This window comes from Nonomuraea sp. NPDC048881, from assembly GCF_040649795.1.
Classification (GTDB): Bacteria; Actinomycetota; Actinomycetes; order Streptosporangiales; family Streptosporangiaceae; genus Nonomuraea.
The window spans coordinates 73,788-96,221 of record NZ_JBEZGC010000016.1 but is presented as its reverse complement, the minus strand read 5'-3'; the positions used below and the strand labels follow the sequence as shown (position 1 = coordinate 96,221).

Genomic DNA, 22,434 nt, shown 5'->3' with positions numbered 1-22,434 from the left:
CGGGGATTTCAGTGAGGGGCGCGGCCGACCAGCGCGACCGCGGCCCGCGGGCCGACGACGATCCGCCGCTGGTCGGCCAGCGGCGGCTCCTGGCCCGGTGAGTGGACGTCGCCGGGGGCGGCGGCCGCGGTGTCGGCGAACAGGTGCCACACCGCGCCGTCCGGCAGGGCGGGCAGCTCCAGCTCCCGCGCCTGCCAGTGGGTGTTGGCGGCCAGGTACAGATGCTCCGCGCCGCCGCCGGCCGCCGGGCCGCTGCGCAGCATCGCCACCAGCGTGCTGTCCGGCGACCAGTCGGGCCGGCCGGCCCGCTCGCCGTGCCAGGACACCTGCGGCAGCCCGCCGGCGCCCTCGTCGCCGCACGGGTGGCGGCGGTCGCGCACCATCGGGTGCGCGGCGCGGAAGGCGACGCACTCACGCACGAACCGCAGGAGCTCGCCGTTGCGCTCGGTCAGGCCCCAGTCGAACCACGACAGCGGGCCGTCGTGGCAGTAGGCGTTGTTGTTGCCCTGCTGGGTCCGGCCGACCTCGTCGCCGGCCAGGATCATCGGGATGCCCTGGCTGAGCAGGAGCAGCAGCATCGCGTTCCTGGCCTGCCGCCCGCGCAGCGCCAGCACCTCGGCGTCCTGGGTCGGGCCCTCGGCGCCGCAGTTCCAGCTCTGGTTGTCGTCGTTGCCGTCGCGGTTGTCCTCGCCATTGGCCTCGTTGTGCTTGCCGTCGTAGGCGAACAGGTCCGCCAGCGTGAACCCGTCGTGGCAGGTGACGAAGTTGACCGAGGCCGGCGTGCCGCGGGAGGCGTACAGGTCGGGCGAGCCGACCAGCCGGGTGGCCAGCTCGCCGGCCGAGCCGGGGGCGGCCTTCAGGAAGCGGCGCAGCGCGTCGCGGTAGCGGCCGTTCCACTCCGACCAGCGCTGGTAGCCGGGGAAGGAGCCCACCTGGTACAGGCCGCCCGCGTCCCACGCCTCGGCGATCAGCAGGCAGTCGCGCAGCAGCGGGTCGTGGGCCAGCGTCTCGATCAGCGGCGGGTTGGCCAGCGGCGCGCCGTCCTGGCCGCGGTCCAGGATCGCGGCCAGGTCGAAGCGGAAGCCGTCGATGTGGTACTCGCCGGCCCAGTAGCGCAGGCAGTCGAGCACGTAGTCGCGCACCACCGGGTGGTTGCAGTTGAAGGTGTTCCCGGTGCCGCTGAAGTTGTAGTAGTAACCCTCCGGCGTGAGCATGTAGTACGTGCCGTTGTCCAGGCCGCGGAAGTGGATGGTCGGGCCGTTCTCGTTGCCCTCGGCCGTGTGGTTGAAGACCACGTCCAGCACCACCGCGATCCCGGCCCGGTGCAGCTCCTTGACCAGGTTCTTGAACTCGTCGGACTGCATGCCGTACCGGCCGGTGGCCGCGTAGCCGGCCTTGGGCGCGAAGAAGCCCAGCGTCGAGTAGCCCCAGTAGTTGTACAGGCGCTCGCCGGTGACCGGGTTGACCCGGCTCATGTCGAACTCGTCGAACTCGAAGACCGGCATCAGCTCCACGCAGTTGACGCCGAGCGCCTTCAGGTAGGGGATCTTCTCGATCAGCCCCGCGTACGTGCCCGGCGCCGACACCCCCGAGGACGGGTCCGCCGTGAAGCCGCGCACGTGCAGCTCGTAGACGACCAGGTCCTCCGGCGCGACGCGCAGCGGCCGGTCCTCCTCCCAGTCGAAGTCGTCGGAGACCAGCACCGACCGGTAGGGGTAGGGGTCGTCCCAGTCCACCTCGGCGCCCCACACGTCCCGGCCCGACATGACCCTGGCGTACGGGTCGGCCAGGATTTTGGCCGGGTCGAACCGGTCGCCGGGGGCCGGCGTCTCCGGGCCGGTGACGCGGTAGCCGTACTCGACGCCCTCGTGGTCCAGGCCGAACACGGTCATGGCCCACACGCCGCCGATCCGGTACTCGCCGGGGAAGGGCAGCTCGGCGAACGGCTCCCGCTCGCCGCGCCGGAACAGCACCAGCGACACCGCGCTCGCGCCGCTGGAGTAGACCGAGAAGTTCACCCCGCCGGGCACCAGCGTGGCGCCGAACGGCATCGGATGGCCCGCCCGCACCCCGAACCCGGCCAGCTCGGCCGTCGGGAAGGAGTCGATCCGGCCCGGCACGCCCTGCGTCTCCACACTCATGTGGCCTCCTCCCGCGGCTCGGCGGCCCGGACGATCTCCAGCGCGTCCGCCACGCAGTCGGCGACGACGAAGAAGCGCAGGAACCCGGTCGCCGCCATCACCCCGCGCAGCTCGTCCGACAGGCCCACCAGGGCGATGAAGCTGTCCAGGGTCCGCGCCTGCCGGTAGACCAGCAGCATCGTGCGCAGGCCCGCGCTGGACAGGTAGCTGACGCCGGTCAGGTCGAGCAGCACCGGGCGGCTGTCCGGCAGCAGCGCCAGGATGCGCTCCTGCGCGGCCGGGGCCGACCTGCTGTCGAGCTGGCCGGTGAGCCCGATCACGGTGACCGGGCCGATCGTGTCCGTCGTGATCTCCATGGCCGGCACGCTCACTCCTGCACCGGGGTCAGCGTCACCTTGACGCGCAGCGCCTCGGTGGAGTCCGGCAGCTCCACGGTCATCGCCACCGGGTCCAGCACCTCGTACGGCTTGCCGTCCACCTCGGCCTCGGTGAGCAGCACCCGCCCGGCCGGCAGCAGGTCGGGCGCGACGCGCAGGATGCGCTCGGCGTCCGGGCCCGGCTTGAAGTGCAGGGTGAGCGGCTGCCGCGTGACCAGCAGCCGCGTGTAGACGGTCGCCAGATAGCACAGCTCGGAGGAGTGGTACATGCTCATCGAGTGGCTGCCCTTGAACCGCTCGGTCCCGAGCAGGTACGGCAGGCCGTTGGCCAGCACGTTGAAGTAGACCGCGCCCTCGTCGTGGTCGAGGAAGAAGGCGTTGTAGAAGCCCGCCGCCTGGCGCGCCTGCTCCAGGTGGTCGTCACCGCCCAGCTCGCCGGCCACGATCAGGTACGCCAGGATCGCCTGCTCCTGCTGCCACCACGCCTTGCGGTCGTGCCAGGCGAAGCGGTGCCACCGCTGGCCCTCGGCCCGGTGCCGCTCGACGACGTCGTACCAGCCGCCGCGCTGCTGGTCGCTGCCGACCGCCGGCATGGTGCGGGCCAGGTGCTCGGCCAGGTCCCGGTAGGCGTCCTTGGGGCGGGCGCCGTGCATGCGCATGAGGTTCCAGGCGATCTTCAGGTTGTGCCCGACGACCGCGCGGTCCTGCTGCCAGCCGTGCGTCAGGTCGTGGCTCCAGTCGTCGTGGAAGCGCTCGTTGACGAACGGGCTCGACGGCTCGGGGAAGTGCTCGACGATCGTGTCGAAGGTGCGTTCCAGCATCTCCAGGTGGCGCTCGTCGCCGGTGGCCAGGTAGTAGTTGATCAGGTAGGCCGGGGCGTGGTCGCCGATGGAGTTCCAGTTCTTGCGCGACTGGTTCGGCCCGAGCGACTCGTGGTGCGGGCTGAGCAGGATCGGGTCGACGTGCGAGTAGTAGCCGCCGCGCCGGTGGTCGCGGAAGAACTTCTCGAACAGCCGCAGCGTGGCGTCGACGTCGGAGGCGATGCGCTTGTCGCCGGTGACCCGGTAGGTCTGCGTCGGGCCGGCCAGGGCGTAGATCTGCTCGTACATCGGGATGGCGTCGTAGTCGTCGCCGAACTCCGAGGTGAACAGCTTCTTCTCGTGCTCGCCGTCCACCTTGATGCCGTGGTACCAGTACACGACGTCGTTCTCGGGGTCCACGAAGCGCATGTGCTCGCGCAGGTAGCGGGTGCCGCGCTCGGCGACCTCCAGGTAGGCGTCGTCGCCGGTCAGCATGTACGCCGAGGCCATGCCGTACACCAGCCGCGAGATCGTGTCGGTCTCCTGCACGTGGCTGGCGGTCTTGTCGCCGCCCAGGCGCAGGATCGTCCGGTAGTCGCGGAAGTCGACCGGCCCCTGCCCGAACTGGGCGCGGCGGTAGAACGCGGCGATCTCGTCGAGCTGGTTGATCCACCAGTCGGGCTGCTCGAACCGGTACTCGCCGGAGCCGCGGCCCAGGAAGATCAGCCGCTTGGCCGAGAAGACCGGCTCCTCGCCCTCGGGGTAGAAGATCCCGTAGACGAACAGGTGGCGGCCCGGCGTCAGCATGTCGCGCACGTGGTCGCCCGCGTCCACGTACGGCTCGCCCAGGTTGCGCAGCAGCTCGGCCGAGACCTCGCCGTCCAGGCGCACCTCGACCGTACGGCCGTCGATGGTCGCCAGCCGGAAGGAGCCGGAGCCGGCGTCGAACCGTTCGACCCGCCCGGCCACGGTGTCCATGAAGGTGAAGTTCATCGTTGCTCCTACAGCGTCTCGGCGAGCTGGCCGATGATGGTGTGGGCGAACAGATGGCAGTGGTACACGCTGCGCCCGGTGATCAGGTTGCCGTCGATGACCACGTCCTGGTCCACGTACTCGGCGCCCATGTTCCGCACGTCGCCCACGAGGTTGTTGTGCGCGACGACCTTGCGCCCGCGCATCGTCTCGGGGGCGGCGGCCATCAGCCACAGGCCGTGGCAGATCACGCCCGTGATGATCGACGGCTCCTCCAGCGCCCGCCGCACGAACGCGGTGGCCGGCGCCAGCCGGTTGACGTCGTCGGTGAAGCGCAGCCGGTCCGAGACGATCCCCGAGGGCACGATCACCGCGGCGTAGGAGCGCAGCTCACGGTCGCTGATGCCCTCGAACCCGCGGTCCACGGTGAACGGCACCCGCCACTCGTGGCCGGTGAAGGTGATCGACGACTGCCCCCACAGGCGGGTCATGAAGTGCACCTCGGCGCCGGCCTCGGCGAAGCGCCGCTCGTAGTAGAAGATCTCCGGCTCGACGTAGTCGCTCTCCATCAGGACAGCGATCTTGCGGCCGTTCAGCGCCGCGCCGGCCCGTGGCTCGATGCCGCTCACAATGGCCTCCCCGGTTCGGTGACGAGGTCGATGAGGAAGGGGCCGTCGTGGCCGAGCAGCCGCTCGACGGCCTCCTCGATCTGGTCGGCCTTCTCCACCCGCAGCCCGTCCACGCCGCAGCCTCTGGCCAGGTCGGTGAACTGGAGGTCGGGATAGGAGAGGTCGAAGGAGCGAGGAAAGCGGTGACCGGGGATGCCCCGGCCGCGCCAGTACTCCTCGATGTTGTTGTCCAGCAGCCGGTAGCTGTGGTTGTTGCAGATCACGAACTTGGCGGCGATGTCGTACCGGACGGCGGTGGCCAGCGCCTGGAAGGTGTACATGCTGCCGCCGTCGCCGGTGAAGCCGATCACCGTGCGGTCCGGATGGGCGAGCTTGGCGCCGATCGCCCCCGGGATGCCCACGCCGAGCGAGCCGCCGCGGGTCAGGAACCAGCTCCCCGGCCCGCGCGGCGGGAAGTAGGAGCCGATCACGCCGGAGGCGGTCAGCCCCTCGTCGAAGACGATCACGTCCTCGGGGGCCCGCGCCGCCAGCTCGCGCATGAACGCGTTGAGTATCGAGTCCTCGGCCGGCGCCGGGCCGACCCGCTGCTGCTGCGCCGCCGTCCGCCGGGCCAGCCGGGCCGCCGCCGCCTGCCGGTCGGCCTTGCTGAGCGTGCCCTCCAGCTCCGCCGACAGCGCCGCCAGCGTGAGCCGGGGGTCGGCCACCAGGCCCAGCGTGACCGGGTGGTTCTTGGCGATCTCGTACGAGTCCAGGTCGATGTGCACGATCCGCGCGTCCTTGCCGAACGGGCTGCTCAGCGACGGGAACACCTCGGGGAACAGGTACGTGCCCACCACCAGCACGGCGTCGGCGTCCTTGACGGCGTCCGCGCTGACCTGGCCGAACATGTGGCCGAGCTGGCCGCGGAAGAGCGGGTGCCGGCCGTCCATGTTCGCCTCGGAGAACTCCACGCCCCACACGTCCGCGCCGAGCTGCTCGGCCACCCGGGTCAGCTCCGCCTGCGCGCCGGAGACCGACACGCCGTCGCCGGCCAGGATGATCGGGGACCGGGCGCCGGACAGCAGCCCGGCGGCCCGGCGGACCAGCTCGGGGGCGGGCAGCGCGGCCGAGTGCGGCACCACCGACGGCTGGACCGGCTCGTGGTTGGGCTGGTCCAGCACGTCGAGCGGGAGCGCCACGAACACCGGGCCGCGCGGCGGCGTCATCGCCATCTTGACCGCCCGGCGCAGCACCCGCAGCACCGAGCCCGGGTCGATCACGCGCATGGCGTGCTTGGTGACGGGCCGGGCCATGGCCACGAGATCGGCGGCCATCTGGGCGTCCATCGCGTCGTAGCCGACCCCGGCCTCACCGGCGACCACCACCAGCGGGGAGTGCCCCCGCTTGGCCTGGTACAGCATGCCGATCGCGTTGCCCAGCCCCACACCGCTGTGGAGCTGCAGCAGCGCGGGGCCGCCCGTGGCGCGGGCGTACCCGTCGGCGATGCCGGCGGCCACCGTCTCCTGCAGGGTGAGGATGTAGTGGAAGTCCTCGAAGCCCTCCAGCGCGTCGAGGAAGCCCTGCTCGACGGTCCCCGGGTTGCCGAACATGTACGTGATGCCGTCGCTGAGGAACTGCTCGATGATCGCGGTGTTGCCGTCCCTGGCCATGGCCCGCCATCACCAGCCGAAGCGGCGCAGGCCGCCCTCGAGCACTTCGACGATCTTCTGCCCGGTCAGGAACGAGTCGGGCGTGGAGCGTCCGGTGACGAACGGGAAGTCCACGATGACCGAGGTCTCCCTGCCGAAGTTGCCGATGTAGCGGCCCTGCGGCCCGGTGGCGTCCCGCAGGATGTACTCCAGCGGGTACGGCGGCGGCCCCATGTTGAAGTCGGGCACGCCGAGGAACCCGGTGCCGTCCTTGTAGTCGTACTCCTTGCAGTGGCCGGTGACGTGCTTGCCCCAGATGATGCTCTTGCGGTCCTCCCAGTCGCGGGCGAAGGCCAGGCAGGCCACGCCGTAGCACTCGGCGGCCACCGGCTTGCCCGCCCGCACGAACGCGAGCACGATCTCGTGCACCCGCTCGTTGTTGGCCAGGTCCACGATCGGCCCGCTGCCGCCCACGATCAGCACCGCGTCGTAGGGCACCAGCTCGGCCTCCAGCTTGGCCACCGCCCGGTGGTAGGACTCCAGCCGGCGCAGGTAGTCGGGGCTGCTGGTGTAGGGACGCTCGGGCGCCCAGGCCGACAGGTTGAGCGGGTTGGCCAGGCGGCCCGACTCGTCCAGGTCGCGGGTCAGCTTGGCCACCTCGGGCGTGGTGACCGAGCGGCCGAGCGGCGGGTCGACGTAGTCGGGGTCCATGCTGGGCGGCAGGGCGTGCGGCTGCTTGCCGGTCGGCGTGGCGAACACGACGTCGTAGCCGCGCTCGTCGAAGGCCGACAGCGGGCCGACGAGCTCCTCCCCCCAGTAGCCGAACTCCGAGAGGATCACGAGAACGCGCTTGGTCATGCCGACTCCCCGGGGATGATCCAGTTTTCCTTGCAGGTCATGGAGAACACGTGGGCCGGGTCGGCGATCGCCTCCAGCTCCGGCTTGACCCGGCGGGCGTGGTGGGCCGAGGCCAGCGCGGCGCGCAGCGCGTCCACGTCGTCGAACCAGAGCTGGTCCACGGCGTCGAAGCCGGCCTCGCCGAAGGTGTACGCGCCGTCCACGGTGTGGCAGTGCAGGTGCCTGCGCAGGCCCGGCAGCCCGGCCACCGCGGCGGCGTAGGACTCCAGGGACTGCTTGCGGTAGGTGTCCAGCGGCAGGCCGGGCCGCCGCTTGATCAGCGTGGTGACCTTCACCCAGCTGTCCGGCCGCGGCCTGGGGCCGGGCACCAGCTCGTGGGCGACGGTGTCCACCACGATCGTCGACCAGAACGCCGCCCAGTTGGGCTCGTCCAGCCGGGCGCCCTGGAGGAACTCCTCGCTCTGCAGCGAGGCGAGCTGCTCCTCGGCGCTGGCCAGCCAGATCTCGGCGATGCCCTGGTGCGGCAGCGCCGGCCGGCCCACGTCGCCGTCGAAGGGGATGCGGGTGTCGACCAGGTACTGCCTGATCTGCTTGATCTTGCTCGCGAACTTCACCGCGTGCACGTTGACCCAGTAGTCCTGGAACTGCTGGGCGGTGAAGCCGGGCTTGGGGGCGCCGAAGATGAACTGGTGGATCATCGCGTGGCCTCCTGTCGGGCCGGGAGGAAGTCCGCCGCGACGAACTCGGCCGCGCGCTCGCCGATCATCACGGTGGTGGTGTGGGGGTTGGCCGAGACGATCGTCGGCATGATCGAGGCGTCGGCGACGCGCAGCCCCTCGACGCCGCGCACCCGCAGCCGGGTGTCCACCACGGCGAGGCTGTCGGAGCCCATCTTGCAGGAGCCGGCGAAGTGGTAGTACGAGCCGACGTTCTCCACCACCCAGGCGCTGAGCTGCTCCCGGGTGCGCACGTCCGGGCCGGGCGCGACCTCGGTCAGCCCCCAGTCGCGCCGGAAGGCCGAGCTGGCGTAGATGTCGCGGGCGATCTGCACCATCGTCACCGTGCGCTCCAGGTCCGAGCGCTCGGCGAAGTAGTTCGCGCTGACCCGCGGGTAGGCCGTCGGGTCGGTGCCGGCCAGCCGTACGCTGCCCCGTGACAGCGGGCGGACCAGCCCCGGCAGGGTGAGCACGATCTTCGGGTCGACCAGCTCGCGCACCGGCGTGAGCGGCTGCCCGGTCTCCACCCGCTTGATGACGTTGGCGAAGAACTGGTCGCCGAACGGCGCCCGGTGCACCAGGCAGATCTCCATGTCGGGCACCGGCAGCCCCGGTTCCGACCCCCAGAACAGGCCGACCTCGGTCACCTGCCCGCGCGGGTCGGGCGCGGCCTCCTCCATGTACCCGATCGGGCCGATGACCAGCGGGTGGTCGTGGAAGTTGGCGCCCACGCCGGGCAGGTCGGCGACCACCGGGAGGCCGAGCGCGGCCAGCGCCCCGGCCTCGCCGATGCCGGACAGCTGCAGCAGCTTGGGCGACTGGATCGCGCCCGCGCTGACGATCACCTCGTGCTCGGCCCTGACGGTCCGCAGCTCGCCGTCTTTGAGGTACTCCACGCCCACGCAGCGCTCGCCCTCGAACAGCAGCCGGGTGGCCAGCGCGCCCACCTCGACGCTCAGCCGCTCCAGCGCCGGCTCCAGGTAGGAGGCGCGCACCCCGCAGCGGGTGCCCTTGTCGGCGTCGATGTCCATGTCGATGTCGACGTGGTGCCAGCTGACGCCGAAGCTGTCGGCGTTGAAGTCCTCGACCTGCGGGTAACCCAGCTCCACGCAGGCGTCCACGAACGTCTGGGAGACCGGGTTGCCCATGTCCCGGGCGTTGACGATCTTGATGGGGCCGTCGTGGCCCGCCGTGGGGTTGGTCGCGTCCCGCTGGCCCTCCAGGCGCTGGAAGTAGGGCAGGACGTCGGCGTAGGACCAGCCGGGGCAGCCGTCGTAGGCCCAGGCGTCGAAGTCCGCCGGACGGCCGCGCGTGTGGATCATGTGGTAGACGTTCGAGGTCCCGCCCAGGCCGCGGCCCGCCGCCGAGTAGACCTGGCGTCCGCCGAGCCCCGGCTGCGGCTCGCTCATGTACGCCCAGTCCAGCTCGGTCAGCAGCACCTCGTTCCACCGGCTCGGGTCCTCGACCGCGTCCGTGACCTTCGTGTCGCCCGCCTCCAGGACCAGCACGCTGGCCCCGGGCAGCTCGCTCAGCCGGGCGGCGATGACCGATCCGGCCGTGCCGCCGCCGACGACGACGAAGTCGAAGCTCTGTGTCATCTCAGCTCACCTCCGCGCCGATGCGGCGACCAGGTCGGCGGCCTTCTCGGCGATCATGATCGTGGCCGCGTTGGTGTTGCCCCGGGTGATGACCGGCATGACCGAGGCGTCGGCCACGCGCAGCCCGTCCACGCCGCGGACCCGCAGGTCGGGCCCGACGACCGCCTCGTCGTCGCGGCCCATCCGGCAGGTGCCGGCCGGGTGCCACACGGTCGAGGCGCTGGCCCGCACGTACTCGGCCAGGGCGGCCCGGCTCGTCACGCCGGGCCCGGGGGCCAGCTCCCGCCCGCGCAGGGAGTCGAAGGCCGCGTCCGAGACCAGCTCCCTGGCCAGGACGACGGCCTCGGTCAGCAGCCGCAGATCCGCGGCGGCCTCCAGGTAGTGCGGGTCGACGAGGGGACGCAGCGGGTCGCCTGGGCGCAGCCGCACCTCGCCCCTGCTCTGCGGCTGCAGCAGGATCGGCGCGAAGGTGAACCCCGGGCCGTCCGTCCTGTACCGGTCGTCGATGAACTGCACCGGGCCGAAGAAGAACTGCAGGTCCGGCCCGTCGCCGCCCAGGATGTTGGTGAACAGCCCCGCCTCGGCCAGCAGCTCGGGGAAGGGCAGCTCGCGCAGGCTCTCGTAGCCGATGCCGAACAGCACGTGGTCCTGCAGGTTGCGGCCCACGCCCGGCAGGTCGGCGACCACCTCGACGCCGTGCTCGCGCAGGTGCGCGGCCGGGCCGAGGCCCGAGCGCAGCAGCAGCGCCGGCGAGCCCAGCGCGCCGCAGGCCACGACGACCTCCTGCGCGGCCGTGGCCCGGTGCGCACGGCCGTCCTTGACGTACTCCGCGCCCGTGGCCCGGCCGCCCTCGACGGTGAGGCGGGTGACCACGGCGCCGGTCTCCAGCGTGAGGTTCGGCTCGCCGAACACCGGCCTCAGGAACGCCTCCGACGTGCTGGAGCGGCGGCCGTCCTTGTCCCGGGTGGACTGGTAGAAGAAGGCCAGACCCTCCTGCCGGGGGCCGTTGTAGTCGCCCGTGCCGTCGGCGCGGCCGCGGGCGATCGCCGCCCGGACGAAGGCGCGCGAGGCGTCCGACGGCGAGCCGTAGTCCACGACCTTCAGCGGGCCGCCGCCGCCCCGGTACTCCGGCGAGCCGCCCGGGTAGTCCTCCGAGCGCCTGAAGTAGGGCAGCACCTCGTCGTAGGACCAGCCGTCGTTGCCCAGCGCGGCCCAGCCGTCGAAGTCGCGGCGGTTGCCCCGCACGTACATCATGGCGTTGACCGAGCTGCCGCCGCCCGTCACGCGGCCCTGCGGGATGGGCACGACGCGGCCGCCCAGCTCCCGCTGCGGGGTGCTGGCGTAGTCCCACACGAACTCCGGCGAGCCCCACATCGACGTCATCGACGGGACGTCGGTCCGGTGCACGCACTCGGCGTCGTCCGGGCCGCCGGCCTCCAGCAGCAGCACCCGGCAGCCCAGCGCGTCCAGCAGCCGCCTGGCCAGGACGCAGCCGGCGCTGCCCGCGCCCACCACGATGTAGTCGTAGGCGCTCACGACGGCTCCAGCAGCCGGGCCCGCTCCAGCGCGGGCAGCAGGTCGCCGACCAGGAACTCCAGGTAGTGCTGGCCCCACATCGTCCGCCAGAGCGGGAAGGTGGCGTCGAAGGCGTCGCCGCGCAGGTCGGCCAGGCGCTCCTCCAGCTCCCACACCACGCCGTTGAAGTCGGCCTCGGAGAACGGCAGCCCGTGCTCGGCCGCGGCGGCGACGACCTCCGCCTTGCTCTTGGCCTTCAGCGACTCCAGCACGTCGGCGCGCGAGCCCGCCAGGCGCAGGAACGCGATCAGATTCGTCCCGCTCATGCCACCGGCCGCCTCTCGTCGGTCGCGAACCCGCGCAGCTCCTGCTCGCCGAACCTGGCCACCACGTGATCGAGCAGGTAGTCCAGGTAACGCCTGCCCCACATGTGCCGCCAGAGCGTGCTGCCGCCGTCGACGGACTCGCCGTCCTTGGCGACGATGACCTCGATCTCCAGGGCCCCGACCACCGACACCAGCTCCTCGGCGGTGAACCTGAAGCCCTCGTCGGAGGCGTGGAACAACAATTGACTGAGATTTCTCGCGCTATACTCAGCGCGTCTTTGCGGATTCTCCCGGAGGTCGCCGAGGAATCTCACGAATTCGCTCTTCGCCATTGGCACCACCATTTCGTCCGGCGCTACGGATGAATCATGTTCAGCTGCCGGAAAACGCGTCAACGCGCCGCCCCGCGGTGACCGGGCGGTATGGAGGTAGCCGGTCCCATTCCGTCAAGTCCGAACCCGCATTCACCGGAATTCCGGCGAATGCACTTGACTTGGATCGCGCTCGAAGGGCGACAATGATCGGTATGAGTCAGAGCCTGACGATCGCGGAAGTCGCAGCCGAGACCGGCCTCAGCGCCCACGCGCTGCGCTATTACGAGAAAGCCGGCCTGATGCGGGAGACGCCGCCGCGCGGCGGTAACGGGCACCGCCGCTACACCGAACGTGATCTGGCCTGGATCCGCTTCCTGACCAGGCTGCGCGGCACCGGGATGTCCATCGCCGACGTCCGCCGCTACGCCGAGCTGGTCCGCGCCGGCGAGAGCACCACCGCCGAGCGCAAGCAGATCCTGCTCACCCACCGCGAGGAGGTGGCCAAGCGCATCGACCAGCTCAAGGACGACCTGGCCGCCATCGACTACAAGATCGACATCTACGAGAAGCTAGAGGAGAAGTACCAGCTGTGACCGCGCCGCCGCGGCCGGACAGCGAGCCCGGCCAGGCCGCCTTCGGCCCCCGCTTCGTCACGGCGGTCTCGGTCGGCTCGCTGCTCAACCCGATCAACTCCTCGATCATCGCCATCGCGCTCGTGCCCATCGCCCACCACTTCGGCGTGGGCGCCGATGCCACCTCCTGGCTGGTGTCGGCCCTGTACCTGGCCACCGCCATCGGCCAGCCGGTGCTGGGCCGGCTGGCCGACCGGCTCGGCCCGCGCCGCGTCTACCTGGCCGGGCTGGTCACGGTCGCGGCCGGCGGCCTGCTCGGCTACTGGGCGCCGACCCTCGGCCTGCTCGTGGCCGCCCGCGTGGTGATCGGCCTCGGCACCTCGGCCGCCTACCCGGCCGCCATGAGCATGGTCCGCCGCAGGTCGCAGCGGTCCGGCGGCGCCGCGCCCGCCTCGGTGATGGGCGCGCTGGCCATGGCCGGGCAGGTCAGCATGGTGCTCGGGCCGCCGCTCGGCGGGCTGCTCGACGCGCTCGGCGGCTGGCGCTGGATCTTCCTGGTCAACCTGCCGATGGCCGTGGCCGGGGTGGTCTCGGCGCTGCTGTGGCTGCCGCGCGACGAGCCGTACGAGCGTTCCGGCGCGGGCGGCGGCGGCAGCCTGCGCGACCTGGCCGGCAACCGGCCGCTGCTGGTCACCTACCTGCGCAACGCGGTGACCTTCATGGCCACCTACGGCTTCCTGTACGGCTGGACGCAGTGGCTGGAGCAGGGCAGGGGGCTGACGGCGGCGGTCGCCGGGCTGCTGCTGATGCCCACCTCGGCCGTGGGCGCGGTGGTCTCGGGGCTGGCCGCGCGGGCCGACGGCGCGTCCGGCTGGGCGCGCTGGATGCTGCCGGCCGGCGCCGCGGCCCTGCTGGCGGGCTGCGCCTGGCTGCCGGCGCTCGACGGCGGCGCGTCCATCCTGTCGTTGTGCCTGCTCAGCATGGTCTTCGGGGTGCAGAACGGGCTCAACATCGTCGGCAACCAGGCCGCCATGTACGCCCAGGCGCCGCCCGCCCTGATCGGCATGGCCGCCGGCCTGCTGCGCACCTCGCAGTACGCCGGGGCCATCTGCTCGGCGCTGCTCATCAGCGTGACCTACGGCGAGCGCGCCACCGACGAGGGGCTGCACCGGCTGGGCGTGGTCCTGACGGTCACCTCGGCGCTGCTGCTGGCCGGCACGCTCCTCGCGGCGATCCGCGCCGGCGGCGCGGCCCGCGGGCGCGCGTGAGCGGGGAGGGGCCTGCCGCCCCTCCCCGCTCACGGGGTCCGCGCCGCCCGCTCAGCGGGGGCTGATCAGCTCACTGATCGCGAACCCGGTCAGGTTGGTCACGTTGGCGCCGCCCACCGACAGGATCGTGGACGTGCCGGGCACGCGGTCCACCGCGTACGCGCCCGCGTATCCGGCCGACGGGCGGGCCGGGCCGCTGACCCGGGTCCAGGAGGCGCCGTCGAAGTACAGGTAGGCGGGCGAGGTGGTGCCGCCGCCGGTCGGGATGACCAGGTGGCCCTCGCCGTCGCCGCTGATGCTCGCCGAGCCGTTGCCCGGGTCGCCGGGCAGCGCCGAGACGGTCCAGCGGGCGCCGTCGTAGCGGGCGATCGCCGGGGTGGCGGGCCGGTTGGGACGGGGCTGGTAGCCGCTGATCCAGATCCGGCCGGGGCCCTCGACGTACACGCCCCGGGGGCTGACGCCCGGCCTGCCCAGCGAGCGCATGGCCGTGCCGTCCCACAGGACGACGCCGTTCTCGGCGGCGAAGACGATCTGGTCGCCGCCGTCCACGGCGCGCAGCAGGCCCAGGTTCTCGGTGCGCGGGTAGACCGTCCAGGAGCCCTGGCGCAGGCGCAGGATGTCGGTGCCGGAGGTGTTCTTGAACCTGATCGACCAGAGCGAGCCGTCCTTGGTGGCGGCGATCGGGCCGGTCCACTCGTCGCCGGGCAGCGGGGGCGTCCAGCCGGGCGGGGGCGGGATCTCCGACCAGGCCGAGCCGTTCCAGTACGCCGAGCGCGGCCAGGAGACGTCGGCGATGGTCCTGCTGCCGGTGACGTACACCTGGTCCGGCGCGACGGCCGCGACGCAGCACGGGCTCGGCACGTCGTACCCGGCGGTGAGCGGCAGCCTGCTCCAGGACGAGCCGTCCCAGCGCAGCACGGAGGTGTCCGGCGAGCCGTCGTAGCCGCGCCAGCCGACGGCGTAGGCGTGGGAGGCGTCCAGCACGTCGACGTTCCAGAGGGTGGTGGGGTCGCCGGGCGGGTCCACGGCCCGGAAGGACGGCGCCAGGAGCGCCTGGGCCGGCGTCGCCGCCGCCAGCGCGGCGGTGACGGCCAGGGCGGCGGCGGAGGCGCGGAGGACGCCACGGAAACGGGTCATGTCTTCTCCTGTGGGCGCGTTCCTGCGGAAAAAGGGGCACGAAGGAGGGCCGGGACGGGCCCCGGGCACGAGAAAGCGGGCCGGTACCGACCGGCCCGCCGGGGATCGCCCGCTCAGTCGTCGGATCTGCGCCCGTCGGGGCCGATCGGGCCGAAGAACGAGCTGAAGTTGGCGGTCCCGTCGCCGAAGATGCCGCCGCGGCCCTCCACGATGCGGCCGTTCTCCCACCGCATCAGGTCCACCCCCTCCATCTGCAGGTGCTCGTAGAAGGAGGTGCCGTCCGAGCCGGTGCGCTTGCGCACGGCGGTGCACCGGTTGACGTCGATGGTGTAGCCGTCCACCGGGTTGACCAGGCAGGCGATCTGCTCCATGCGCAGGGTGCCGCCGGCCAGCCGCTGCCAGGTCTTGATGAAGCCCATGAAGGCGTCCAGGCCGTCGTGCCAGCCGGCGTACGGGTGGTTGCCGGGGGACTGGAACCGCACGTCGGGGTGCCAGTACTCCAGCGCGCGCTCGCGGTCGCCGGACCGCAGCGCCTGATGTGCCGCCGCCAGTCGCTCAGCCGTCAGATCCGACATCGCTCTCCTCTCACTGCCTCGGGTGCTACTGCATCGGGTGCTTGGCGAGGAAGGCCGAGACGCCTTCGCCGACCGCTCTCGGGTTCATGATCTGCAGGCCGTGGGTGGCGCCGACGATGCCGCAGCGCTCGGCCTGGGGCAGCCAGTTCATGAGGAAGTGCTGCGCCTCGCGGAAGCCGGGCATGGCCGCCTCGCTGTCCAGGCCCATCACGGCCAGCACCGGCATCCGCGGCTTGTCCGGCACGAGCTGGTCGGCCTTGGACATGCGGAAGCCCCAGCCGCCCAGCGCCGGGAAGTCGACCTTGAACGTGACGTCCGCGCACTCCTCGACCCGCTCCCACACGTCGAGGGGGCAGGTCATGTCCACGGAGCCGAGGTAGCTCGGGCCGCAGACGGCGGCCATGAAGTCGCAGGCGGCGGTGAGCTTGTCGCCCTTCTGCACCAGCTCGATGGCCGTCATCACGGCGTCGTTGTTGGCCTTCTCGGCCTCGGCGCCCTCACGCGGCAGGTACGGCTCCAGCAGCACCGCCGAGTGCGTGCGCTCGGGGTAGGAGAGCATGAACTGGAAGCCGATCACCCCGCCGAAGGAGTACGACATGACGTGCGCCTTGTCGATGCCGAGGTGGTCGAGGAGCTGCTTGGCGTGCTCGGCGCCCTCCTCGATGCTGAGGCTGTCCTTCTCCAGCGTGCTGCCGTTGTAACCGGCGCGGTAATAGCTGATGAACTGGTACTTGTCCAGCAGCTCCGGGTTGTACTTCAGGAGCGGCGTGATGAGACCGTCCGAAATGGAGGTGCAGTGGATGCACAGGACGGGCTCGCCGCGCCCCACGACGGTGTAACGAAGTTCCGCGTTGCTGACCTTGACTCGCTTGTCGTGGTCGAGTTTCCAGTCTCGACCGGCGTACAAAGCATTCGCGCTCATGCCATTCCTCTCACGCGATCACTCGACCGTTTCTCGTGCCCGCTTGGCCATACTCAAGAATGGTTGCCATGGGCCATGGAGACGGTCAACGAAAGAGCCCGCGCCGGGGTATTCACCGCGAAATACGCCGGGGAACTCTGTCAAGTCGGCACGCGTGGGAAGGAGGCTGCGGTCAGAGGAAGGACAGCTCGTACTCGACCTGCTCGACGGGGTTGCCGTCGCCGTAGTCGTGGGTGCGGGCCGCGCCGGACTCGGTGAAGCCGCTCTTGGCGTAGAACCGGCGGGCCCGCGGCGTGTCGCGCAGCGCCCACAGGTGCACCCGGGTGAAGCCCTCGTCGCGGATGCGGCGCAGGGTGTCGGTCATCAGGGCGGCGGCCACGCCCGTGCCCCAGCCGTCGGGATGGCCGTAGAAGCCGAGGAGCTCCGCCGCGCCCGCCCGGGACGGCGAGGGCCCGAAGTGGGCGAAGGCCAGCCGGCGCCCGTCGAGCGCGGCCAGCACCAGGCCCGCCGGGGTCTCGGCGAGCACGTCGTGCCATTTGCCGCGCCGGTGACGCACCGCCTGGTCGAAGAAGTCGGGGGAGAAGAAGCCGGCGTAGGCGGCCTTCCAGGATTCGGCGTGGATCTCTCCCAGCGTCTCACCGTCGCCCGGCGAGGCTGGGAACACTGTGAAAATTCCGGTCACAAGATCACACTAGTCGAGAGGTCCCGCGGGTGTCCGGCGGCGGAGCGCGGGCACGTACGGGTATGCACGCACGCGGGGCGGCGCTCGGCGCGTCCGCCGCCGCGCGAGGCGTTCGAGACGTTCGAGGAGGTGCGGGCGGAGAAGCTGCGCGAGACGGCCGTCCGGGCGTGGCGGCCGGGTCGGTCGATCACACGATCCCGGCCGCCGTGCCGCGGCCGGAGGTCATCCGTAGCGCGGGAGCGCGGAATGGAGGCTCGATGAGGTGGCTGGCTCGCGGGGAGGGGCAACTCCCGGCGGGGGAGGGCCGGACGGGCGACGGGCGGCCCGCCGAGCACCCGCTCGCCCGCTGGACCGTCAGTCAGGCGCTGCACCTGGTCTGCCCCGGCCCCGCCGGCGACCCCGACGTGCGGCGCCGTCCCGACGGCGCGGCGCAGGCGTGGCGGGACGGCCGCCCGCTGCCGGTGGGCATCTCGATCACCAGCCGCGCCGGATGGGCGGTGTGCCTGCTCGGCCTGGAGCCGGGGGCCGTCGGCTGTGACCTGCAACTGGTCGAGCCGCGCGGCCCGGGGTTCGTCGCCGACCGGTTCACCCGCCAGGAGCAGCGGATCGCCGGCGACGACCCGCTGCTGGGCAGCCTGCTGTGGTCGGCCAAGGAGAGCGCGGCGCAGGTGCTGCGCCGCGCCGAGCACCGGGCGCTGGAGGTGTCGCTGGGCTGCGGGCGGCCCCGCGACGGGTGGAGCGGGCTGACCGTGCGCGCGGGCGGGCGCGGGGTGGCGCACGGGTGGTGGCGCCGGTTCGGGCCGCTCGTGCTGACCGTGGCGGCCGACCGTCCCACGCCGCCGCCGCGCGGGCTGGAGGAGCCCTCTGCGCTGGCCTCGGCCCAGTCGTCCGTCTCGTCGGCGGTCGGGTCGTACGCCGGGTGCGCCTCGGGGGCCGGCTGACCCGCCGCGGCGCTCAGGCCGTCTGCGACCGGTAGGAGTGGCCGAGCTCCGGGCCGAGGCCGAAGTAGTGGCGGAAGTTGTACAGCAGCGGGCTCCACGCGGACGGGTCCACGTGCTGGGTGCCGGGGATCACGATCCGCGGGTCGGCGTGCACCCTGCGCACGACGGCCTCGACGATGACGAAGTCCTCGGACTCGTTCGGCGTGATCCGCGCCGCGGCCGCCTCCAGCTGGAGAGGGCACTCGGCCACGCGCGGCGGCCGTACGGTCTGCGAGGGCTCGGGGCGCAGGCCCGCCGCGCCGAACTTGTCGGGCTCGAAGCGGCAGCCGGCCGCCTTGGTGTCGGGCACGGGGTCGCGGCCGGTGAGCGGCGCGAGCCGTTCCACCTGCGGCCACAGGTGCGGGGCCGGCAGGTTGACGACCAGTTCGGGCCGCTCGGCCAGGTTGCGCGCGCTCTGCCCGTCGGCGCCGAGGCCGAGCACGACGGTCCGGCCGAGCGCCCAGGCCGACGACATCGGGGCCAGGTTGGCCGTGCCGTCGGGGTTCTCCGTGCTCAGCAGCACGACCGGGGTGCCGAAGTAGAGGATGCTGGGTTCGATGGCGACGTGGCCGAGGGTTGCCGTGTTCATGGCAGGAGCCTAGGAAGACGACGTTCAACCACAGGCCGAAATGTCCCCGTCGTGCTGATCTACATCGTAAAGGCGCCTGGCTGGGCCGCGTACGCCACGCCCTTGCCGGACAGGCTCGCGCCCGCGACGGCCGGGACGAACGCCGACTCGCCCGGCCGCAGCGTCAGCTCGCCGAGACGGGCCTCGCCCTCCAGGCACAACACGATCCGGGGCAGCCCGGCAGGCAGCTCGAAGGAGGCGGCCTCGCCCAGGTCGTAACGCGTGAGGGCGAACTCGGGGGCCGGCGGGACGTAGCGCCGCTCCCCGTCGGCCGGGCGCTCGGGCTCGACCAGGTGCGGCTCGGCGGGCGTGAAGTCGACCACCCGCATCAGCTCGGGCGCGTCGACGTGCTTGGTGGTCAGCCCGCAGCGCAGGACGTTGTCGGAGCTGGCCATGATCTCCACGCCGACGCCGCCCAGGTACGCGTGCGGCACGCCGGCGCCGAGGTAGAGAGCCTGGCCGGGCCGCAGGTCGACGTGGTTGAGCAGCAGGGCGGCCACGACTCCGGGGTCGCCGGGGCAGGCCGCGGCGATGTCGGCGTACGGGGCCAGGTCCGGGTCGGAGCCGGCGGCGAGGGCGTCCTCGACCTGGGCGCGCAGCGGCGCGGAGGCCTCGTCCAGCATCTGCGCGAAGACCGCGCGCAGGGCCTGCCCGGCGGGCCGGACGGCGAGCGCGTCGATCCAGGGCTGCAGGCCCGGCACGCCGAGCCGGGCGAGCAGCCCGGCGGTGACGACGGGGGAGCGGAAGCCGCACAGCCCGTGGAAGGGCGTGACCGCGCAGACCATCTCCGGCTTGTGCGAGCGGTCCTTGTAGGTGCGGGCCGGGTCGCCGATCGGCACGCCGCGCGCCTCCTCGGCGGCGAACCCGGCCTCGGCCTGCGCGATCGTGGGGTGGACCTGGAGCGACAGCGGCCGCGCGACCGCGAGCACCTTCAGCAGGTACGGCAGCGCGGGCCCGAACCTCGCGACCGCCGGCGCGCCGAGGGCGGCGACGGGGTCGCCCGCGATGAGCCGGTCGAGGGGCACGCCGCCGGCGATCGACGGGTCGGCGGGATGGGCGCCCATCCAGAGCTCGGCCTGCGGGCGGCCGGTCGGCTCGGTGCCGAACAGCTCGGGCATGGCGGTGACGGAACCCCAGTCGTAGGGCCGGATCGTGGTGTCCAGGCGCAGGGGCAGTTCGAACGTCGGCACAGGGCAGGAGCGTAGTCGCCGGCGGCCCCTCCCGCGCGACCGGGGCCGGGCGGGGCTGTACGCCGGTATAGGATGCTTGTCCGGTGAACAGTCCGCTGTACGAATCGGTGGTGTGATGACAACCGTCCAGGACCCTGAGGACCTCACCGCGCGGGCCCGCATCCGCGACGCGGCGATCCGGCACATCGGCGAGCACGGGTTCGAGCGGGCCACGATCCGCGACATCGCCGAGTCGGCGGGGGTCTCGCTCGGCCTGGTCCGCCACCACTTCGGCTCCAAGCAGGCGCTGCGCGAGGCGTGCGACGAGCACCTGATGAAGACGGTGCGCCGGCTCAACGCCGAGGCCGCCGGCCGTCCGCCGGCCGGCTTCAACCCGGTGGCCGCGCTCGGCCCCTACCGCGCCTATCTGGCGCGGGCGCTGACCGAGGGCTGGGCCGCGCCGCTGTTCGACGAGATGACCCGGCTCGGCGAGCGCTGGCTGGCCGCCGCCGACCAGGACCGCGCCGATCCGCCCGACGTGCCGCCGCGGGCGCGGGCGGCGGTGATGGCCGCGATGGCGCTGTCGGTCACGGTCCTGTACCCGCACGTCTGCCGCGGCATGGGCGCCGACCTGTCCACGCCGGAGGGCGAGCGCCTGCTGATGCGCACGCTGATCGAGGTCTACTCCCAGCCGGTGCTCGACCCGGAGGCCGCCGCCGAGGCGCGCGCCTGGCTCGGCTGACCCGCGATCAGCGCGGCCCGGCTGCGCTCGTCCGGCCAGACCGACGCGAGGTCCACGTACGGGCGGAGCAGGCCGGTCAGCTCGGGGTCGCCGCGGCCGTTGAGCTCCTCGGAGGCGATCTTGCGCGCCACTCCGGCGACGATGTCGGCCACCTGGACGCGGGGGTCCAGGTGCGAGGCGACCAGCGTCAGGCTGGTCAGCACCAACGGGCCGGCGGGGCCGTCCGGGCGGGCCAGCAGCAGCCGCAGCCGCTCGATGCGCTCCTCGGTCAGCGTCGTCTGCCGGTCGTGCACCACCGAGACGGGCCGGCCGCCCGCGCCCCAGTGGGCGACCGCGTGCGCGATGGCCGGGATCAGCGGGTCGAGCGCGGGGAAGACGTGCGGGGCGTCGAGCAGGCGGGTGGTGAAGGCGTCCACGAGCGGCCGGGCGGCCCACAGCTCGTCCATGATCTCGCCGGCCGGGCCGGGGGTGGTGCGCAGGTCGGCGACCAGCGCGAAGGCCGACTCGGCGGAGATCTCGGGGCCGCGGCCGTTCCTGGCGCGCAGCAGGTGGTTGAAGGCGTCGAGGAAGGCCGTCCAGCGGGCGGGGCCGAAGGCGTGGCGGCCCTCCTGGTAGAGGGTGGCCGCCAGGGCGGCCGAGCGTTCGTGCCGGTCGAGGCCGAGGCTGGAGTGGTGGCCGGCGAGCAGGTCGGTCACCTTGCTGACGGCGAAGTACGCCTTGTCGGTCAGGTGCACGCAGGCCCGTCCGAGGATGGGGCCCGACGGGCCGAGCAGCCAGACCAGGGTGGCCCGGTTCTTCTCGCGCAGCACGTGCTCGGCCTTGAACTCGGTGACCGGTGAGGGCGCCCTGAGGCGCAGCTCGCGCACGCAGTCGGCCGCGGCGGCCACGTCGAGGGAGACGCCGGCGTGGGCGAACACGTCGGTGTTGCCGCCGACGAGCTTCTCGCCCTCCGCGCCGGACTCGTCGCAGGCGATCTCGACAGGAGGGCCGTCGGGCGCGCGGCTTCGCATGACTTCCATGGTCACTGGCGAACCTACCCAAACCGTCCTTCCTCCCGCGAGACATTTTCCGCCCGCCCATCGGAGGCGGAACCGGCGGGCGGGCGGGTAAGGACCGGACGGCAGGTGCGGCAGGTCCGGAGGGAGAACATCGCGCGTGAGCATCAACGTGACCGTCTGGGGCGAGAACGTACACGAGCAGCAGGAGGAGGAGGTGCGCCGCCGCTACCCCGAGGGCATGCACGGCGCGGTCGCCGGCGGCCTGCGCGAGCACCTGGGGGAGCGGGTGCGCGTGCGCACCGCGACGTTGCAGGACCCCGAGCACGGCCTCGACGCCGCGACGCTGGCCGGCACCGACGTGCTCACCTGGTGGGGGCACGCGGCGCACGAGGAGGTGGACGACGAGGTCGTGGCGCGGGTGTGCGAGCGCGTCTGGGCCGGGATGGGCCTGCTGGTGCTGCACTCGGGCCACTACTCCAAGGTCTTCCGCGCCCTCATGGGCACCACCTGCACGGTCAACTGGCGCGACAGCGCCGACCGCGAGCTGGTCTGGACGGTGGAGCCGGCCCACCCGATCGCCGCGGGCGTGCCCCAGCCGCTGGTCATCCCCGAGCAGGAGACCTACGGCGAGCCGTTCGGCGTCCCGGCGCCCGACGAGCTGGTGTTCGTCAGCTCCTTCTCCGGGGGCGAGGTGTTCCGCAGCGGCTGCTGCTACCGGCGCGGCAAGGGACGCGTCTTCTACTTCAGCCCCGGCGACCAGAACTACCCGGTCTTCCACCAGCCGGGCGTGCGGCGGATCCTGGCCAACGCGGTGTTGTGGGCCGCGCCCGCCGGGGGCGCGGGCGAACCGCTGCGCAACACCCGCGTCGAGGCCGGCGACTGGTGAC

General features: G+C 72.5%; 23 protein-coding genes. 5 read left to right on the top strand and 18 right to left on the bottom strand.

Annotated features, from left to right (window positions below; genetic code table 11):
- Positions 1-8: 8 nt before the first annotated feature.
- The 11 genes from glgX to AB0C33_RS39375 are packed head-to-tail and all read right to left on the bottom strand — an operon-like array spanning position 9 to position 11,802.
- Positions 9-2,141, bottom strand: a complete 2,133-nt coding sequence (gene glgX, locus AB0C33_RS39425; protein ID WP_358297556.1) for a glycogen debranching protein GlgX — start codon at positions 2,139-2,141, stop codon at positions 9-11.
- Positions 2,138-2,497: an STAS domain-containing protein gene (locus AB0C33_RS39420; RefSeq protein WP_358297553.1), complete on the bottom strand. Its 360-nt coding sequence runs from the start codon at positions 2,495-2,497 to the stop codon at positions 2,138-2,140. The genes glgX and AB0C33_RS39420 overlap by 4 nt, the downstream gene beginning before the upstream one ends.
- An 11-nt stretch (positions 2,498-2,508) precedes the next feature.
- Positions 2,509-4,311 carry an AGE family epimerase/isomerase gene (locus AB0C33_RS39415; RefSeq protein WP_358297550.1) on the bottom strand — a complete coding sequence of 601 codons (1,803 nt, stop codon included), beginning with the start codon at positions 4,309-4,311 and terminating at the stop codon, positions 2,509-2,511.
- 8 nt (positions 4,312-4,319) lie between these two features.
- Positions 4,320-4,919, bottom strand: a complete 600-nt coding sequence (locus tag AB0C33_RS39410; protein ID WP_358297548.1) for a DJ-1/PfpI family protein — start codon at positions 4,917-4,919, stop codon at positions 4,320-4,322.
- Positions 4,916-6,568: a thiamine pyrophosphate-binding protein gene (locus AB0C33_RS39405; RefSeq protein WP_358297545.1), complete on the bottom strand. Its 1,653-nt coding sequence runs from the start codon at positions 6,566-6,568 to the stop codon at positions 4,916-4,918. Before AB0C33_RS39405 ends, AB0C33_RS39410 begins: the two co-directional genes overlap by 4 nt.
- A gap of 9 nt (positions 6,569-6,577) precedes the next feature.
- The gene (locus AB0C33_RS39400) at positions 6,578-7,405 is read right to left on the bottom strand and encodes a type 1 glutamine amidotransferase domain-containing protein (protein ID WP_358297542.1); all 828 of its coding nucleotides are present in this window, start codon (positions 7,403-7,405) and stop codon (positions 6,578-6,580) included.
- Positions 7,402-8,103 carry an EthD domain-containing protein gene (locus tag AB0C33_RS39395; protein WP_358297539.1) on the bottom strand — a complete coding sequence of 234 codons (702 nt, stop codon included), beginning with the start codon at positions 8,101-8,103 and terminating at the stop codon, positions 7,402-7,404. Before AB0C33_RS39395 ends, AB0C33_RS39400 begins: the two co-directional genes overlap by 4 nt.
- Positions 8,100-9,719 carry a GMC family oxidoreductase N-terminal domain-containing protein gene (locus tag AB0C33_RS39390; RefSeq protein ID WP_358297536.1) on the bottom strand — a complete coding sequence of 540 codons (1,620 nt, stop codon included), beginning with the start codon at positions 9,717-9,719 and terminating at the stop codon, positions 8,100-8,102. The genes AB0C33_RS39395 and AB0C33_RS39390 overlap by 4 nt, the downstream gene beginning before the upstream one ends.
- 6 nt (positions 9,720-9,725) lie before the next feature.
- A complete protein-coding gene (locus AB0C33_RS39385; RefSeq protein WP_358297533.1) occupies positions 9,726-11,255 on the bottom strand; it encodes a GMC family oxidoreductase N-terminal domain-containing protein in 1,530 nt (509 codons plus the stop codon).
- Complete coding sequence (locus AB0C33_RS39380; RefSeq protein ID WP_358297530.1) at positions 11,252-11,560, bottom strand: Nif11 family protein; 309 nt, start codon at positions 11,558-11,560, stop codon at positions 11,252-11,254. The genes AB0C33_RS39385 and AB0C33_RS39380 overlap by 4 nt, the downstream gene beginning before the upstream one ends.
- Complete coding sequence (locus AB0C33_RS39375) at positions 11,557-11,802, bottom strand: hypothetical protein (protein WP_358297527.1); 246 nt, start codon at positions 11,800-11,802, stop codon at positions 11,557-11,559. The genes AB0C33_RS39380 and AB0C33_RS39375 overlap by 4 nt, the downstream gene beginning before the upstream one ends.
- Before the next feature lie 284 nt (positions 11,803-12,086).
- Between AB0C33_RS39375 and AB0C33_RS39370 the strand changes: the two genes are divergently transcribed.
- Together AB0C33_RS39370 and AB0C33_RS39365 are read left to right on the top strand one after the other, a co-directional pair.
- The gene (locus AB0C33_RS39370; RefSeq protein ID WP_352330857.1) at positions 12,087-12,467 is read left to right on the top strand and encodes a MerR family transcriptional regulator; all 381 of its coding nucleotides are present in this window, start codon (positions 12,087-12,089) and stop codon (positions 12,465-12,467) included.
- Positions 12,464-13,714: an MFS transporter gene (locus AB0C33_RS39365; protein WP_358297524.1), complete on the top strand. Its 1,251-nt coding sequence runs from the start codon at positions 12,464-12,466 to the stop codon at positions 13,712-13,714. Before AB0C33_RS39370 ends, AB0C33_RS39365 begins: the two co-directional genes overlap by 4 nt.
- A gap of 51 nt (positions 13,715-13,765) precedes the next feature.
- On the opposite strand, the gene AB0C33_RS39360 is transcribed toward AB0C33_RS39365, so the two are convergent.
- From AB0C33_RS39360 to AB0C33_RS39345, 4 genes are all read right to left on the bottom strand, one after another.
- Positions 13,766-14,851, bottom strand: a complete 1,086-nt coding sequence (locus tag AB0C33_RS39360; protein ID WP_358297522.1) for a hypothetical protein — start codon at positions 14,849-14,851, stop codon at positions 13,766-13,768.
- Between the two features lie 113 nt (positions 14,852-14,964).
- The gene (locus AB0C33_RS39355; RefSeq protein ID WP_352328301.1) at positions 14,965-15,426 is read right to left on the bottom strand and encodes a nuclear transport factor 2 family protein; all 462 of its coding nucleotides are present in this window, start codon (positions 15,424-15,426) and stop codon (positions 14,965-14,967) included.
- Positions 15,427-15,451: 25 nt separating this feature from the next.
- Positions 15,452-16,348, bottom strand: coding sequence for an alpha/beta hydrolase (locus AB0C33_RS39350; protein WP_352363708.1), 897 nt, complete (start codon positions 16,346-16,348; stop codon positions 15,452-15,454).
- 172 nt (positions 16,349-16,520) lie between these two features.
- Positions 16,521-17,030 carry a GNAT family N-acetyltransferase gene (locus AB0C33_RS39345; RefSeq protein WP_358297519.1) on the bottom strand — a complete coding sequence of 170 codons (510 nt, stop codon included), beginning with the start codon at positions 17,028-17,030 and terminating at the stop codon, positions 16,521-16,523.
- A gap of 257 nt (positions 17,031-17,287) precedes the next feature.
- On the opposite strand from AB0C33_RS39345, the gene AB0C33_RS39340 reads away from it, so the two are divergent.
- Positions 17,288-17,971, top strand: coding sequence for a hypothetical protein (locus AB0C33_RS39340; protein ID WP_358297516.1), 684 nt, complete (start codon positions 17,288-17,290; stop codon positions 17,969-17,971).
- Positions 17,972-17,984: 13 nt separating this feature from the next.
- Here the strand turns inward: AB0C33_RS39340 and AB0C33_RS39335 are convergent, their stop codons facing one another.
- Together AB0C33_RS39335 and manA are read right to left on the bottom strand one after the other, a co-directional pair.
- The gene (locus AB0C33_RS39335) at positions 17,985-18,599 is read right to left on the bottom strand and encodes a flavin reductase family protein (RefSeq protein WP_358297513.1); all 615 of its coding nucleotides are present in this window, start codon (positions 18,597-18,599) and stop codon (positions 17,985-17,987) included.
- Positions 18,600-18,658: 59 nt separating this feature from the next.
- Entirely contained in the window at positions 18,659-19,828 is a 1,170-nt protein-coding gene (gene manA, locus AB0C33_RS39330; protein ID WP_358297510.1) for a mannose-6-phosphate isomerase, class I, read from the bottom strand.
- 115 nt (positions 19,829-19,943) lie between these two features.
- Here manA and AB0C33_RS39325 point away from each other — a divergent pair, with 115 nt between their 5' ends.
- Positions 19,944-20,549: a helix-turn-helix domain-containing protein gene (locus tag AB0C33_RS39325; RefSeq protein WP_358297507.1), complete on the top strand. Its 606-nt coding sequence runs from the start codon at positions 19,944-19,946 to the stop codon at positions 20,547-20,549.
- On the opposite strand, the gene AB0C33_RS39320 is transcribed toward AB0C33_RS39325, so the two are convergent.
- A complete protein-coding gene (locus AB0C33_RS39320; RefSeq protein ID WP_358297505.1) occupies positions 20,489-21,559 on the bottom strand; it encodes a hypothetical protein in 1,071 nt (356 codons plus the stop codon). The genes AB0C33_RS39325 and AB0C33_RS39320 overlap by 61 nt on opposite strands.
- A 145-nt stretch (positions 21,560-21,704) precedes the next feature.
- Between AB0C33_RS39320 and AB0C33_RS39315 the strand changes: the two genes are divergently transcribed.
- Positions 21,705-22,433, top strand: coding sequence for a ThuA domain-containing protein (locus AB0C33_RS39315; RefSeq protein ID WP_358297502.1), 729 nt, complete (start codon positions 21,705-21,707; stop codon positions 22,431-22,433).
- Position 22,434: the final 1 nt, after the last annotated feature.

What these genes read in the sequence shown, in the direction of transcription:
- glgX (WP_358297556.1), bottom strand. Translation starts at nt 2,141, where the DNA reads ATGAGTGTGGAGACGCAGGGCGTGCCGGGCCGGATCGACTCCTTCCCG.
- AB0C33_RS39420 (WP_358297553.1), bottom strand. Translation starts at nt 2,497, where the DNA reads ATGGAGATCACGACGGACACGATCGGCCCGGTCACCGTGATCGGGCTC.
- AB0C33_RS39415 (WP_358297550.1), bottom strand. Translation starts at nt 4,311, where the DNA reads ATGAACTTCACCTTCATGGACACCGTGGCCGGGCGGGTCGAACGGTTC.
- AB0C33_RS39405 (WP_358297545.1), bottom strand. Translation starts at nt 6,568, where the DNA reads ATGGCCAGGGACGGCAACACCGCGATCATCGAGCAGTTCCTCAGCGAC.
- AB0C33_RS39400 (WP_358297542.1), bottom strand. Translation starts at nt 7,405, where the DNA reads ATGACCAAGCGCGTTCTCGTGATCCTCTCGGAGTTCGGCTACTGGGGG.
- AB0C33_RS39395 (WP_358297539.1), bottom strand. Translation starts at nt 8,103, where the DNA reads ATGATCCACCAGTTCATCTTCGGCGCCCCCAAGCCCGGCTTCACCGCC.
- AB0C33_RS39390 (WP_358297536.1), bottom strand. Translation starts at nt 9,719, where the DNA reads ATGACACAGAGCTTCGACTTCGTCGTCGTCGGCGGCGGCACGGCCGGA.
- AB0C33_RS39380 (WP_358297530.1), bottom strand. Translation starts at nt 11,560, where the DNA reads ATGAGCGGGACGAATCTGATCGCGTTCCTGCGCCTGGCGGGCTCGCGC.
- AB0C33_RS39370 (WP_352330857.1), top strand. Translation starts at nt 12,087, where the DNA reads ATGAGTCAGAGCCTGACGATCGCGGAAGTCGCAGCCGAGACCGGCCTC.
- AB0C33_RS39360 (WP_358297522.1), bottom strand. Translation starts at nt 14,851, where the DNA reads ATGACCCGTTTCCGTGGCGTCCTCCGCGCCTCCGCCGCCGCCCTGGCC.
- AB0C33_RS39355 (WP_352328301.1), bottom strand. Translation starts at nt 15,426, where the DNA reads ATGTCGGATCTGACGGCTGAGCGACTGGCGGCGGCACATCAGGCGCTG.
- AB0C33_RS39350 (WP_352363708.1), bottom strand. Translation starts at nt 16,348, where the DNA reads ATGAGCGCGAATGCTTTGTACGCCGGTCGAGACTGGAAACTCGACCAC.
- AB0C33_RS39340 (WP_358297516.1), top strand. Translation starts at nt 17,288, where the DNA reads ATGAGGTGGCTGGCTCGCGGGGAGGGGCAACTCCCGGCGGGGGAGGGC.
- AB0C33_RS39335 (WP_358297513.1), bottom strand. Translation starts at nt 18,599, where the DNA reads ATGAACACGGCAACCCTCGGCCACGTCGCCATCGAACCCAGCATCCTC.
- AB0C33_RS39325 (WP_358297507.1), top strand. Translation starts at nt 19,944, where the DNA reads ATGACAACCGTCCAGGACCCTGAGGACCTCACCGCGCGGGCCCGCATC.
- AB0C33_RS39320 (WP_358297505.1), bottom strand. Translation starts at nt 21,559, where the DNA reads ATGCGAAGCCGCGCGCCCGACGGCCCTCCTGTCGAGATCGCCTGCGAC.